This is a genomic window from Paramylibacter kogurei (assembly GCF_002742285.1).
In the GTDB taxonomy this organism is placed as follows: domain Bacteria; phylum Pseudomonadota; class Alphaproteobacteria; order Rhodobacterales; family Rhodobacteraceae; genus Amylibacter; species Amylibacter kogurei.
In genome coordinates, this window is the sequence record NZ_MDGM01000012.1 from 576880 (window position 1) to 590529 (window position 13650).

Sequence of the window (13650 nt, forward strand, 5' to 3'; positions counted from 1 at the left end):
ATTGCGTGTTTGGTGTGATTTAACGCAAACCATCGCCGACTGCTAGTCGCGTTTTTGTCTCTTTAACAGCTTGCCAATTTGAAATGATGTGCGGGGCATATAGCGATAGCTGGTACGCTTGGCGGCGGAAGGACGCGCCAACATGCGCCAGCCGCCAAAAATGACAAGACCAAAATGCGCTATGGATATAAATGCAAACAGCGCTGTTGGGCCATGCGATTGGATCAGGCTTGATGCGATTAACGGCGCAAAAATTGCGCCGATACCATAACAAAACATCAGGGATGCGTTCAATTCCACACGTTTTTCAGCGGTGGTGAAATCATTGGCGTGGGCGGCTGAGACGGAGAAAATTGGAAATGTCGTCAATCCAAATAATGCTGCCATTGCATAAACGCCCATCGGATGGGTATTCCCAAACATGGTGAGCAGAATACAAACCGCGATGCTGGCCAGTGACAACCAGATCAGCACCCAACGGCGATCAAATTTATCGGCCAGATACCCGACTGGAAATTGTGCAATCGCCCCCCCGATTAAAACCGTCGCCAGAAACGTACCAATTTGGCTGCGCGTTAATCCAATTTCGCTGCCGTAAATTGGGCCGACCATACGAAACGCCGCAGATGAAACACCGGCGACAACCACACCTGCCACACCAAGTGGTGATGTGATTGCGGTGCGGATCGGGTGGAGGCGTGGCGCGGATGGCACGGCGGGTTGTTGCGATGTGGTAAGTGTTAGCGGCAAAATACAGGCACAGGCCAATATCGCGAGGATATTGTATGACACATATGATGCAGGTTCCAAAAACGCGATCATGGTTTGCGCCAAAGCAGACGCAGAAATATCGACCACACGATATGCACCCATCACGCGCCCGCGAATTTCATTGGTGAGTTTCGCTTGAAACCATGCTTCGATCACGGTGTAACATCCCGCGACGCACAGACCACTTAGGATGCGCAAAAATGCCCAAACATTTGGGCCGATGATGATGGGATGCGCCAGCGCCCCAATCGCACCCATCGCCGCAAAAACCGCAAATGCGCGCGAATGCCCAATGGTACCGATCAATCGCGGTGACCACCAACAACCGATAAAAAATCCCAGAAAATGGGACGACCCAAGCAACCCAATTTGTGTGGTCGTGAAACCTTCTTGGATGCCAGACAATACATCCAACGGGCCAATCGCACCTGATGACAATTGCAACAGGGTGATTGAAAACAAAAGTGCCGCGAAGGAAATTAAAAGACGCATTGGAAACTGCCGTGCTGTTTTTTGCACTATGGCAGTTTTTTCCGATTAAGAAAGAGGGGAATGTTAACGTATTGTCATACGGCGAAGCGTGTCATCGCGTTTGATGAAATGGCGATACAATGCCGCCCCCGCATGGGCGAGCGCGAGGATCACCAAAAGGGTGGCGGCAATTTCATGTATGCGAAATAATAACAGTTCTAACGTTTCATTTTCGGGCGCGATATTTGGCATGTTCAACAGGTTGAAAAACGATGCGCCCAATCCGCTCGCCGAACTGCCCGCCCAGCCGAGCAATGGGACCAAGACCATCAACAGATACAGGATGCGATGCATAATTTCCGCCAACCGATTGGCACGCGCATCATCACCCAAAGGTTTTGGCGCAGGGTTTGATTTGCGCCAAAATATACGCATCACGATCAGCGCGATCAGCAATATGCCAAAAGATTTATGCAAACCATAGTAATAAATTAAATCACGGCTGGGTGGCAGACCCGTCATATATCGCCCCAACCCAAACATCGCCATGATCAAAAGCGCCATCACCCAGTGAAATGATTTTGTTATCGTGCCGAAACGATCCTTGGAATTGCGCCACATGTTATTGCGCCTGTATTTTTGCATCAATTGCGATGCGAAGAATATCGCCAACCTCTTTGGCGTAACCTGTCGCACCGAACTCTGTACGATCAATCTGGCCAGTGATTTTGATGGTGAGGTTGTCACGTTCATCCGCGGTTGTACCAACTGCACGAAATAGCTTTGCCGTGAGGGTCAATGGTTTGGTGATGCCGCGCACTGTCACATTGCCATTGATCGTGGCGGTATTCCCACCCCCAGTGATGTTGGTTGATTGAAAGGTAATATTGGGAAAGTTATCTACGTTCAAAATTTTCTTTGAACGCAATGCTTGGGTGGCAAATGGAAACCCCGCCGTGGCCTTGGTTGTATCAAGGCGCACATTCACGGTACTGTTTTTCACGCGGTCAAAATCAATACGCAATTCGGCGTCATAATCATTGAACTTGCCCATGATGGTTTCTGGGCCAAACCGATAGGTGAAACCAACAATACTCGCATCCTTGTCAATGTCATAGCTGATCGGCGCAGCAAATGACATTTGCACGGATAACAGGATGGTTGATATGATCACAGCCAATCGCACATGCACACCTCTCTATGGTGTATCATGGTCAGATTGCGGGCAGCTTAGCAAGCAAAGCTTGCGTGATTAGGCGAATGCCTCTGGGTTAATGGCGCGTGCCATGTGATCCAAAACGGCATTAACAAAATTCGCTTCGCGACCTTCGGGGAAAAACGCCTTGGCGACGTCAACATATTCGCTGATGGCGACACGCGGTGGTGTGTTGCCAAGCACCAATTCTGCGCCCGCTGCGCGAAACAATGCACGCAAGGTTGGATCAATCCGGTCAATTGGCCATTTTGCAACCAATGCTTTGTCAGTCATTTGGTCAATTTTGGCCTGCGAATTCACCGCCTCGAATATCAGGGATTCAAACAGGGCGACATTGCCATCGGCCATCTGACCTTCGGCCATTTCTGCACCAAATCGGTGGTCAATGAATTGCTGGCGCACCTCGTCCATGGTTTGATCGGATGCTTCCATTTGAAATAACGCCTGAACAGCGTATAGCCGCGAGGCTGATTTCATTTGGCGTCTGTCTGTGCCTGTCATGTTGTCTTTTTTCCCTGATCGCGTTCAGCAATCAAAATATGTTCACTAGCAGGCTTAAAGCCGATGCCCTTCTTTTCGCCGTTTAACTTTCTGAACAGCGAGATCAAGTGCAAAGCGGCGGCTGCGGCATCACCGCCTGCATCACCGCGTTTGACATTGGCATCTTTCAAAAGGTTTTTACGGCTGTCGGAACAGATGACGCCCATCCCAATGGCAAAGCCTTGTGTGCTGATCTGGGTAATGGCCTGAACGCATTGAGCATAAATTGTTTCTTGAGCAATATCGCCATCAACAACCCCGCCCAAAACGACATAGGCGTCAAATTTCCCCGTGTTTATCGCCATGCGCAACGCAGGCGCCAATTCCAACACGCCAGGAACCTGATGAATTTCAAAGTCAGCACCAGATTGGCGTAACTGTTCGCGCGCACCATCAACCAATGCTTGTTCAACATCGCTATAATATTGCGCAGATATAACAATCACGCGTGGTGGGTTGTCACCAAAATCAAGTTTTGGTTTCACATTTGTTTTTGTCGCACCCAGCATCACAACCCCCTATATTTGTCGCAGTTCAACCAGACGCGCCACATAGCGCGCCAAGGTATCAATTTCCAAATTCACCTGATCATTTAGCGCCACATCACCCCAAGTGGTGTGTGTTTTGGTATGCGGGATCAAATTGACATCAAATCGGTTTCCATTCACCCCGTTTACGGTCAATGACGTGCCGTTCAATGTGACAGAACCCTTTTGGGCAATGAATTTTGCCAATGCTTCGGGTGCTTCGAATTCCACGCGCGTGCTGTCGCCATCGTTTTGAATATCCGTGATGATTGCGATGCCATCAACATGGCCAGACACCAAATGCCCACCCAATTCATCACCCACCTTTAAGGCACGTTCCAAATTCACAGATCGGCCAAGTTTCCAGCCGTTTTGTTTCGCACCGATATTGGTTTTGGAAACGGATTCTGCGGAAATTTCAACATCAAACCAATCGGCACCTGTTTCGATAACAGTCAGGCAAACACCATCATTTGCGATGGATGCACCCAAATCAATGGTGTCGATTTTATATGCGGTTTTAATACGCGCGCGCAGATCGCCGCGTTGTTCCAATTCGATGATTTCGCCGATGTCGGTGATGATCCCAGTGAACACAACATTATCCTTTTACAGTTATCGCGCAGATATATTTTGTTTGCGTGGCGTGCAAGCCTAACCGCGTGAATACCTTATACATAAAACCACACCTTCGCACAGAATTGTTTCAAACTTTCTCATTCGCCATGATCTGGCCATGTTAAACGATTATTGTTGTTGTATTGATAAATAACTGTCAGATATTATCTGTTCATAATTGGTGATCGTACAAGGGGATGTAAATGTCTGAAAAGGCATCGCAAAATCAAAAGCACTTTGTGTTTTTGCAAGGCCCGCACGGTCCGTTTTTCTTTGAATTGTCACGGACATTGATGGCATCTGGTGCGAAGGTAACCAAAATTGGCTTCAACCAAGGTGATCGCCATTATTGGCGCGACCATCAAACCTATGTTGCATTCAGCGATCAAGCCGACCAATGGCCAGCATTTTTCGAAAACATGTTGGGGCAGGGAGTCACCGATTTGGTTTTATATGGGGATGTGCGGACACATCATAAAATTGCGATTAAAATCGCCAAATCCCACAACATTACCATCCATTGTTTCGAAGAAGGATATTTGCGCCCCTATTGGGCAACATATGAACGTGGCGGTGTGAATGGGCATTCGCGCCTGATGGATATGAGCGTAACGGATATGCGCAAATCGCTCGCTAAAATTGACGAAACCCAGCCAGAGGCACCGGCGCGTTGGGGTGATATGCGCAAGCACATCTTTTTTGGTGCGATGTATCATTGGCATGTGATGTTTCGAAATGGAAATTATCCCCATTATCGCCCCCATCGCAACTTGCCCGTATCACGTGAATTTTGGCATCACTTTAAAAAATTGGTTGGCCTGCCGATGCATTCGGCATTGCGTTTCGCCGCGACGCGACGGTTAAAACGAAGCGGGGATGTTTATCATCTTGTGTTGTTGCAGCTGTCGCATGATGCATCCATTCAAGACCATAGCGATTTTGAATCCACCAGCGAATTTATGGATCTGTGTATCGCAGAATTCGCCGCAAATGCACCGCGCCACCATCATTTGGTGATCAAGGCGCACCCGCTGGAAGATTACCGCATACCCTTGGAACACATGGCGCGGAAAATGGCACAAAAACAGGGGCTATCGGCGCGGCTCCATTTTATTCGCGGCGGCAAATTGGCGGAACTGTTGGATTATGCACGTTCCGTCGTCACGGTGAATTCCACGGCTGCACAACAGGCGTTGTGGCGCGGGCTGCCTATTCGTGCATTGGGCAACAGTGTGTATTCAAAACCAGAATTTACATCAAACCAACCGTTGGGGGAATTTTTCGCCCATCCGCGCAAACCAGATTTAAACGCATATCGCGATTATCGCCGTTATTTATTGGCCACATCACAGGTTTCTGGCGGGTTTTATGCCCGCACCAGCCGTGTGCGTTTAGCACGTCAAGTGGTTGATATGGTGCTTTCGGATCGTGATCCATATGATCTGTTGTTGCAATCTGATGCTGCACCCGTGCAACAGTTGAAACTAGTACTGTAAATGTCATTCTATCTTTGCTAGAAATTCGTCATTGCGTTGAGGATACTTCAGGGCAGAATCATAATGCGCTGCTTTGAGGAGCAATAAATGAATTTTACAAAAGTCATCAAATTCGCAACGATACTTGGTGTTTCCGCTGCGCTGGCTGGTTGTGCAATCTTGCCACGCACAGGGCCAAACAAATCGGAAATCTACAAAGGTAGCGTGAACAAAGGCGGCAATGCCTATGTTATCGGGGTTGATGATCGGGTTGCGAAAACGGCCAATTTGGCGCTGCGCTCTGGGTTTAGCGCGGAATTCCGCAATTCTGGCGCGGTGGTTACGGATCTGGTGCGTCCGGGCGATGTTTTGGTGATTTCCGTTTATGAAAACGTTGAAATTGGTGTTTTGGGCACGGCTGGCGTGCCATCCAACCTGAATGAAATTCAGGTCGATCGTTCTGGCAATATCTTTATTCCATACGCAGGTCGCATTCGCGCAGCAGGGCGCACACCTGATAATCTGCGCCGCATTTTGACAAATATTCTGGCTAGCCAAACGCCTGACCCACAAGTGATCGTGCGCCGCGCCTCTGGCGGTGGTTCTAGCGTGTCCGTCATCGGTTCGGGTATCCAAGGTGTTTATCCAATTGAACAGGAAACGACCCATCTGTCGGGTATGTTGGCACGTGCTGGCGGTGTTAACACCGAACCAGAAGTAACCCGCATCACCGTTGTGCGCGGTAAAAACCGTGGTTCAATTTGGTTGCGTGATTTATATGAACATGTGGACCAAGACATCCACCTGCGCCCAGGTGATCGGATCATCGTCGAAGAAGACATTCGCCGTTTCTCCGTGCTTGGCGCTATTTCATCACAGGGTTTAACAACATTTCCAAAACCAACCATGAGCGCGCTGGAAGCGGTTGCTTATGCGGGTGGTTTGTCTGGGCAAACATCTGATCCAACAGGTGTGTTTGTGATCCGCGATGAACCTGCATCCGTGGCCAATACGGTGTTGAACCGTTCCGATATTACGGAACCTGTGCGCATGGCATATGTGTTGAACCTAACCAAGGCGAACGGTTTGTTCACCGCGCGTGATTTTGATATTCGCGATGGTGATACGCTTTATGTGACAGAGGCACCTTATTACCAATTCACCAAGGTTCTCAGCTCTTTGTTGTCACCCATCAGCACCGCAGGGCAAATCAACCGCACATTGGAATAGTATGAGCACAAAACCAAAGACGGGGCAGGGCACAGCGCGACCGCGTCTTTACGTTTACAGTTTGGGTTTGGTGTTTCGCCCGCGTATTCGCCGTATTTTACGCGCGAGCGGTTGGTCGGTCCGCATAGGCATTCCACGAAAGCAACGCGATAGCGTGGGTGTCTGGGGGCGCAAGCGAACCTATCGGCGTGGACGTATGATCGCAGATTGGCGCCAAGTGCCGATGGTCACCATCGAAGATGGGTTTGTGCGTTCTATTCGCACCGGTCGCCAAGGTGAGCCAAGTTTAAGCGTTATCATTGATAAATCCGGTGTTTATTTTGACACGGGAAAACCCAGCGAATTACATGATTTCATCGTGAATGCGCAAAATATGCGCCCCTTGGAATTGGAACGGGCAAAGGCAGGAATTCAGGCGCTGCGTGAAACGCATCTGACAAAATACAACGCCAATGATTTGTCCCCACCTGTGTTACCTGACGAATTCGTTTTGGTGATCGATCAAACCCGTGGTGATGCATCCATCACGCTTGGTGGGGGTGATGCAAACACATTTGCATCCATGCTGTTGATGGCGCGAACAGAACATCCCGATAAAACTATTCTGATCAAAACGCACCCTGAAACCAACGCAGGCAAACGCAAAGGTCATTTTCAAAAAACCGATATTGATGACAATACGATTTTGTTTGATGACGCTTGTTCGCCGTGGCATCTGTTTGATCGGGCCAGTGCGATTTATTGCGTGACATCGCAAATGGGGCTAGAGGCAATTTTTGCGGGTAAAAAACCGATCGTGTTTGGCCGCCCGTTTTATGCGGGTTGGGGGTTAAGCGATGATCGTAATCCTGACCAAACCCAACATGAAAAACGCAGTGCAGAACAATTATTCTGGGCGGCTTATTTGCGATACACACGCTGGTACGATCCTTATTTTGATCGCGCATCGGATTTTTTCAAAACGGCACAGGTGATGATTGCGCGGCGTCGTGCATGGATTGTGGCGCGAAAACCCATTGTTGCCTATGGCATGCGCTTGTGGAAACGCGGGTTTTTGCGTCGCTATTTAAGCGCTGCAAACAGCGAAATCCGCTTTTCATCGGATGCGAGTTTCGCTGTTAATCTTGCCCGTGCAAATCAGGCACAATTGCACGTTTGGGCAGGCAAAGAACCTGCGAATATGGCGGCAGAGGCCGCACGGCAAAACGTTTCTCTTATCCGTGTCGAAGATGGTTTTTTACGCTCTGGTGGTTTGGGTGCGGCCTTGGTGCGCCCAGCGTCGTTGGTGTTTGATGATTTGGGGATTTACTATGATCCCAAACGCGAGAGCAGGTTGGAACATCATATTAATCACAGCGCAAAATTGAACGCACAGCAATGCGAACGCGCGCGTAAAATTCGCCAAGCATATGTGAAACTTGGCCTTTCAAAATATAACCTTGATGGGGCGACATTGGATATTAATCCAACAGGTCGCCAAAAGGTGATTTTGATCCCAGGCCAAGTCGAGGATGACGCATCCATTTTGACCGGTGCGGGCGATGTGCGCACCAACAAAGATTTGGTATGGGCCACGCGCCAGATATATCCCAATGATTACTTGATTTATAAACCTCACCCCGATGTTGCGGCAGGTTTGCGCAAAGGTGTGGTGGAACGTGAGGTATTGAACGGATTGGTCAACAAGGTTGCAACCGATGTGGATATTGCCAGCTTGCTCGGGCAGGTTGATCGGGTGGCAACCATTACGTCATTGACGGGGTTCGAGGCATTGTTGCACGGCAAAACTGTCATCTGTTTTGGAATGCCGTTTTATGCGGGTTGGGGATTGACCGATGATCAGATTTCGCCCCCGTCGCGGCGCATTGCGCGGCCCAATTTGGATCAATTGGTTCATGCCAGTTTGATTGATTATCCAATGTATTGGGATCCCGTAACGGGTGCGCCATGTCCGATTGAAACTGTGGTTGAACGGTTTGAAAATAAACAATTTGGCGCATCAGGATTTGGGGTGCGGATGCTGGCAAAATTACAAGGTGTGTTTGCCAGTTATGCTTATTTGTGGCGCTAGGATCGCGCCCATGTGGCCATCACATCACCATTGAATTTATCCAACGATTTCAATGTGAAGCGCGGTGCATCGGACAGTTTGTCAATACCCATTGATGCAAGTGATGCCGCACCATCAGCGCCGATGGCAACGCCTGCCTGAAACGTGATCAATTGATCCACCAGATTGGCGCTTAATAATCCTGCGGCCAATGTGCCACCACCCTCGCATAAAACACGGGTTAATCCGCGAGCGCCAAGTTGTTGTAACACATCGTTTAAATCCAAACCGTTTGTGGAATTTGCACATTGTATCAAATTCGCGGTGGTGCTGCCCCAAGCGGTGGTATCCGCCGCATGACCGTGACACATCCAAACGGGTGTTTCATCCGTGGTTTGGCCAAGCACGCTTTGCGTTGGTGTTTTCAGATTGCTGTCCAAGACGATACGTACAGGATTGCGATCATCCAACCCATTGGTGCGAATGCGCAAATCAGGATTGTCAGCCAATGATGTTCCACGCCCAACCATGACCCCATCATGATTTGCACGCAGCATGTGCACATAGGCACGTGATTGTGCATTGCTGATCCATCGGCTCTCGCCTGTGCGGGTTGCAATGCGCCCATCAATGCTATTGGCGAGCTTGAGCGTCACCATCGGGCGCCCCTTGGTGATGCGCGTGAAAAAACCGATATGCGCGGCATCTGCTTGTTCTTGCAGGCATTGCGTTTCAACGGCAATCCCCGCATTGCGCAGCAATTGAAACCCTTTGCCACTAACGCGATCATCGGGATCTTGGGTGGCGCAAACAACACGTTTGATGCCCGCATCAATCAACGCCTGTGCACATGGGGGTGTTTTGCCATGATGTGCGCAAGGTTCCAATGTGACATAGGCCGTTGCGCCGCGTGCGGCGTTGCCCGCTTGTGCAAGCGCGACAACCTCGCCATGAGGGCGGCCTGTGGGTTGGGTCCATCCGCGCCCCAAAACAATTCCGTCTTTGACAATAACACAGCCTACGGATGGGTTGGGCCAGACACGCCCCAATCCGCGCGCACCCAATGCGAGCGCGAGGCGCATCCAGCGTTCATCAATGGAACGCGACGGCATGGTTATTTGTCTTCTTTGGGGGCAGGTGGGCGCAATTCGTGAACGAAATCTTCGAAATCATCGGCGGCCTGAAAGTTTTTGTAAACCGAGGCAAAACGCACATAGGCCACGGTATCAATCCGCGCCAATGCGTCCATGACGATTTCACCGATTTTATCGCTATCGACATCGCTATCGCCAAGGCTTTCAAGGCGGCGAACGATGCCGCTGATCATTTGATCAACGCGTTCAGGTTCGATTGGGCGTTTTTGCATGGAAATACGGATCGAGCGATCCAATTTATCACGATCGAAATCTTCGCGTTTGCCGTTCTTTTTCACCACAACCAAATCGCGCAATTGCACGCGTTCGTATGTTGTAAAACGCCCGCTACATGCGGGGCAGAAACGACGCCGGCGAATGGCGACGTGATCTTCCGCAGGGCGGCTATCTTTGACTTGGGTGTCGGTATTTCCACAAAACGGACATCTCATTTGGCCTGTTCCTCGATGTTTTCTTCTTTTTATTGTGGATAACTATAAATTATTTGGCACTGCTTGGGTAGAGTCTATTGCGCAACACTAAATAATGTATGAATGACTAGTGCGCAGCGTCATCACCGATGGCCGCACGCCAGTGTTTTCGACACAGCGAAACATAGGTATCGTTGCCGCCGATCAGGATCTGATCACCTGATTTTTGCACGTTTCCCTTGGCGTCTTTGCGCACAACCATTGTCGCCTTTTTCCCGCACCAACAGATTGTTTTGACCTCTCGCATTTCATCGGCCATGGCAAGCAATGCTGCCGATCCGGGGAACGCATGGCCCAGAAAATCCACGCGCAATCCATAACACATTACGGGCACGTTCAGATCATCAACAACCCGCGCCAGTTGCCAGACCTGATCGGGTGTTAAAAATTGCGCCTCATCAATGAAAACACAGGCAAATTCATCGCTGGCCAAGGCCGATTGAATGGTGTCAAACAGATCGGTTTCTTTGGTGTAACGTGTGGCATCTTGGGAAATGCCGATGCGCGATGCAATTTTGCCCGCACCCGCACGATCATCAAATGCAGCCGTGAGCAAAAACGTATCCATGCCCCGTTCGCGATAGTTATAGGATGCTTGCAACAACGCCGTTGATTTACCCGCATTCATGGTGGAATAATTGAAATATAACTTTGCCATGAACGCCCCCAAATCGCTGTTCAACCCTTGTGGCGGATTGCTTGGATTCGGGCAAGGCTTGGACGCAGAAATATTCAAGAAATTTTGAACGCAAGTGCGACGGAAATCAGTTTATGATCCGTATAAGTCAAACACCCCCAACAAGGAGAGACCAAAATGAACAGAATGACCGCAAAGGATTTCGATCAGGAACTGCTTGATTTATATGACTATTATGCTCATGGCTTAATGTCCAAGCGCGAGTTTTTGGACAAGGCTGGCAAGTTTGCAGTGGGTGGAATGACCGCTGTTGCCTTGCTGAATATGTTGTCGCCTGATTATGCGATGGCCGAACAAGTATCATTTAATGACCCTGATATTTTGGCCAGTTACGAGACCTATAATTCGCCAAACGGCAATGGCGATATCGAAGGCTACATGGTGCGCCCCGCCAATGCGACGGGCAAGTTACCAGCGGTGTTGGTGATCCATGAAAACCGTGGTTTGAACCCTTATATCAAAGACGTTGCACGCCGCGCTGCCAAGGCCGGATTTTTGGCATTCGCACCTGATGGATTGTCATCTGTTGGTGGTTATCCTGGCAATGATGTCAAGGGCAAGGAATTACAGGCCACGGTGGATAACACCAAGTTAATGAACGATTTTTTCGCAGGGTTTGAACATTTGTTGAACCACGCAGACAGTACCGGCAAGGTTGGTGCGGTTGGTTTTTGTTATGGCGGGGGCGTGTGTAATGCGCTGGCGGTTGCCTATCCTGAAATGGGGGCATCTGTGCCGTTTTATGGCCGCCAAGCCAGCGCCGAGGATGTACCAAAAATCCAAGCACCATTGTTGTTGCAATATGCCGGTCTGGATGAGCGCGTGAATGCCGGCTGGCCAGCGTATGAAGCAGCACTTAAGGAACATGGCAAAACTTATACCGCGCATATTTACGAGGGCGTGAATCACGGTTTCCACAACGATTCAACGCCGCGTTATGACGAAGCCATGGCAAAATTGGCATGGGATCGCACGATCGCATTTTTCAACGAACATTTGGCGTAAAAGCTGCGTAGGACACATGTCGGACAACCGTGCGACATGTGTCAGACACCCGTGTGACAGATTGTCAGGCGAAATGTGCAACAACGCGGCGTGCATATGGCGCGTCGCGATGTTCAAACAGATAAATCCCCTGCCAAGTTCCCAGCGCCATACGCCCGTTTGAAACGGGAATGTTTAACGACACGGGCATCATCGCCGATTTGATATGCGCGGGCATATCGTCCACGCCTTCGTAGGTGTGGGTGAGGTATGACATCGATGGATCACTGGTGGGTGGGACAAGACGCGCAAAATAATTGCGTAGATCGGTCTGAACCTCTGGGTCGGCATTTTCTTGGATCAGTAACGAACAAGATGTGTGTTGCACAAACAGGGTCAGTAATCCGTTACCACTTGCCCCTGAAATCCACGATTTCACGTCGCGAGTAAATTCATACAACCCTTGGCCGTTGGTGTGGATTGTGAATGTATCCTGCATCTTATGTGAACCACACGGCGAGCAGGGCGATTGTGGCAGGAACCGTTTGGACATAGAGGATTTTTTTGGATGCGGTTGCGGCACCAAAGATCCCAGCCACAGCGACAAAGATCAAATAACACGTTGCCACATTACGCGCCCAAACGGGATCGTTGATGAACAGCGACCAGAGCAACCCAGCCGCCAAAAACGCATTATAAATCCCTTGGTTCGCCGCCAATGATTTGGTTGGTGTGAACAAATCCTTGGGGAAGCTCGCAAACACATTTGGCCCACGTGTTTCCCACGCAAAGATTTCAAACCACGCGATGTAGAGGTGGAGCAGGGCGATCAGAGTAACGAGAATGATGGCGAGCATGGACATGGGATGCGGTTCCTTTTGGAGGAACCTAGCATGTGGGGCAGGTTTGTAAAATGGGAGAGAAAATACATATTAAGTTAGTTCAGTGAGCAGGCTCCACGCATCACGATACTCTTCAAGCCAACCAGCAGGGTACGGTGTTTCATCAGGGTGCCAAGCTTTGCTATAATCCGGTAAAAGTCTTCGTACCGTACTATCTTTTCGGATGTGACCGTTTTTACCCGGGCGACTTAGCCAAGCTTGATGACTTTCGCGAATGGCATTGCTTACGATTGAAGTAGGAATTACAAAAAACTGTAAGTCGTCATTCAACGTACTACCTAGGTCGACGAACACATAAAATATTCGAGGCTCAGAAAACATCTCGTGTTTTGGTCTCATGTGCCACCCGCCATCGCTCCCAATGTTTCTACGCGTTTTGACTTGGATTCCGCAAAGACTAGTTCCGTCCACGTCAGTTACGACTATGTCCATATTGGGAGCACCTTGTGGCGCCAGCGCTGCTATAAAGTCACGGCGTAATAATTCCGCCATGACATAGTGTTCGCCACACGCACCGGTTAAAGATGTGGTGTTGATGGCCAAAC

At 49.6% G+C, this 13650-nt stretch carries 16 protein-coding genes; 4 read left to right on the forward strand and 12 right to left on the reverse strand.

Annotated elements, in window-relative coordinates; translation table 11 throughout:
* Positions 1-42: 42 nt before the first annotated feature.
* From BFP76_RS08330 to BFP76_RS08355, 6 genes are all read right to left on the reverse strand, one after another.
* Positions 43-1263 (reverse strand): MFS transporter, encoded by a 1221-nt coding sequence (locus tag BFP76_RS08330; RefSeq protein WP_099592726.1) that lies wholly within the window; start codon positions 1261-1263, stop codon positions 43-45.
* 63 nt (positions 1264-1326) lie between these two features.
* Entirely contained in the window at positions 1327-1863 is a 537-nt protein-coding gene (locus BFP76_RS08335; protein ID WP_165775686.1) for a cytochrome b, read from the reverse strand.
* Position 1864: 1 nt separating this feature from the next.
* Positions 1865-2428 carry a YceI family protein gene (locus BFP76_RS08340; protein WP_133117414.1) on the reverse strand — a complete coding sequence of 188 codons (564 nt, stop codon included), beginning with the start codon at positions 2426-2428 and terminating at the stop codon, positions 1865-1867.
* Between the two features lie 66 nt (positions 2429-2494).
* Complete coding sequence (nusB, locus tag BFP76_RS08345) at positions 2495-2959, reverse strand: transcription antitermination factor NusB (RefSeq protein WP_099592729.1); 465 nt, start codon at positions 2957-2959, stop codon at positions 2495-2497.
* Entirely contained in the window at positions 2956-3507 is a 552-nt protein-coding gene (locus BFP76_RS08350; protein ID WP_099592730.1) for a 6,7-dimethyl-8-ribityllumazine synthase, read from the reverse strand. The genes nusB and BFP76_RS08350 overlap by 4 nt, the downstream gene beginning before the upstream one ends.
* A 9-nt stretch (positions 3508-3516) precedes the next feature.
* Positions 3517-4122, reverse strand: coding sequence for a riboflavin synthase (locus BFP76_RS08355; protein ID WP_099592731.1), 606 nt, complete (start codon positions 4120-4122; stop codon positions 3517-3519).
* Positions 4123-4346: 224 nt separating this feature from the next.
* On the opposite strand from BFP76_RS08355, the gene BFP76_RS08360 reads away from it, so the two are divergent.
* The 3 genes from BFP76_RS08360 to BFP76_RS08370 all read left to right on the forward strand — a co-directional run bounded on the left by BFP76_RS08360 (position 4347) and on the right by BFP76_RS08370 (position 8919).
* Positions 4347-5639, forward strand: a complete 1293-nt coding sequence (locus BFP76_RS08360; protein ID WP_099592732.1) for a capsule biosynthesis protein — start codon at positions 4347-4349, stop codon at positions 5637-5639.
* A gap of 87 nt (positions 5640-5726) precedes the next feature.
* Positions 5727-6848, forward strand: a complete 1122-nt coding sequence (locus tag BFP76_RS08365; protein ID WP_099592733.1) for a polysaccharide biosynthesis/export family protein — start codon at positions 5727-5729, stop codon at positions 6846-6848.
* A 1-nt stretch (position 6849) separates the two neighbouring features.
* A complete protein-coding gene (locus BFP76_RS08370; RefSeq protein ID WP_099592734.1) occupies positions 6850-8919 on the forward strand; it encodes a capsular polysaccharide biosynthesis protein in 2070 nt (689 codons plus the stop codon).
* Here BFP76_RS08370 and ribD read toward each other — a convergent pair.
* From ribD to BFP76_RS08385, 3 genes are all read right to left on the reverse strand, one after another.
* Positions 8916-10010 carry a bifunctional diaminohydroxyphosphoribosylaminopyrimidine deaminase/5-amino-6-(5-phosphoribosylamino)uracil reductase RibD gene (gene ribD / locus BFP76_RS08375; RefSeq protein ID WP_240514008.1) on the reverse strand — a complete coding sequence of 365 codons (1095 nt, stop codon included), beginning with the start codon at positions 10008-10010 and terminating at the stop codon, positions 8916-8918. The two genes, BFP76_RS08370 and ribD, sit on opposite strands and share 4 nt — an antisense overlap.
* Positions 10011-10012: 2 nt before the next feature.
* Positions 10013-10483, reverse strand: a complete 471-nt coding sequence (gene nrdR / locus BFP76_RS08380) for a transcriptional regulator NrdR (RefSeq protein WP_099592736.1) — start codon at positions 10481-10483, stop codon at positions 10013-10015.
* Positions 10484-10589: 106 nt separating this feature from the next.
* On the reverse strand, positions 10590-11180 hold the full coding sequence (locus BFP76_RS08385; protein ID WP_099592738.1) for a thymidine kinase: 591 nt from the start codon (positions 11178-11180) through the stop codon (positions 10590-10592).
* 156 nt (positions 11181-11336) lie between these two features.
* Between BFP76_RS08385 and yghX the strand changes: the two genes are divergently transcribed.
* Positions 11337-12224: a YghX family hydrolase gene (gene yghX / locus BFP76_RS08390; RefSeq protein WP_099592739.1), complete on the forward strand. Its 888-nt coding sequence runs from the start codon at positions 11337-11339 to the stop codon at positions 12222-12224.
* A 64-nt stretch (positions 12225-12288) separates the two neighbouring features.
* On the opposite strand, the gene BFP76_RS08395 is transcribed toward yghX, so the two are convergent.
* The 3 genes from BFP76_RS08395 to BFP76_RS08405 all read right to left on the reverse strand — a co-directional run bounded on the left by BFP76_RS08395 (position 12289) and on the right by BFP76_RS08405 (position 13648).
* Positions 12289-12702 carry a secondary thiamine-phosphate synthase enzyme YjbQ gene (locus BFP76_RS08395; RefSeq protein ID WP_099592741.1) on the reverse strand — a complete coding sequence of 138 codons (414 nt, stop codon included), beginning with the start codon at positions 12700-12702 and terminating at the stop codon, positions 12289-12291.
* A gap of 1 nt (position 12703) precedes the next feature.
* Positions 12704-13066 carry a DUF1304 domain-containing protein gene (locus tag BFP76_RS08400; RefSeq protein WP_099592743.1) on the reverse strand — a complete coding sequence of 121 codons (363 nt, stop codon included), beginning with the start codon at positions 13064-13066 and terminating at the stop codon, positions 12704-12706.
* A 69-nt stretch (positions 13067-13135) separates the two neighbouring features.
* Positions 13136-13648 carry a hypothetical protein gene (locus tag BFP76_RS08405; protein WP_205661393.1) on the reverse strand — a complete coding sequence of 171 codons (513 nt, stop codon included), beginning with the start codon at positions 13646-13648 and terminating at the stop codon, positions 13136-13138.
* Between the last annotated feature and the right edge of the window lie 2 nt (positions 13649-13650).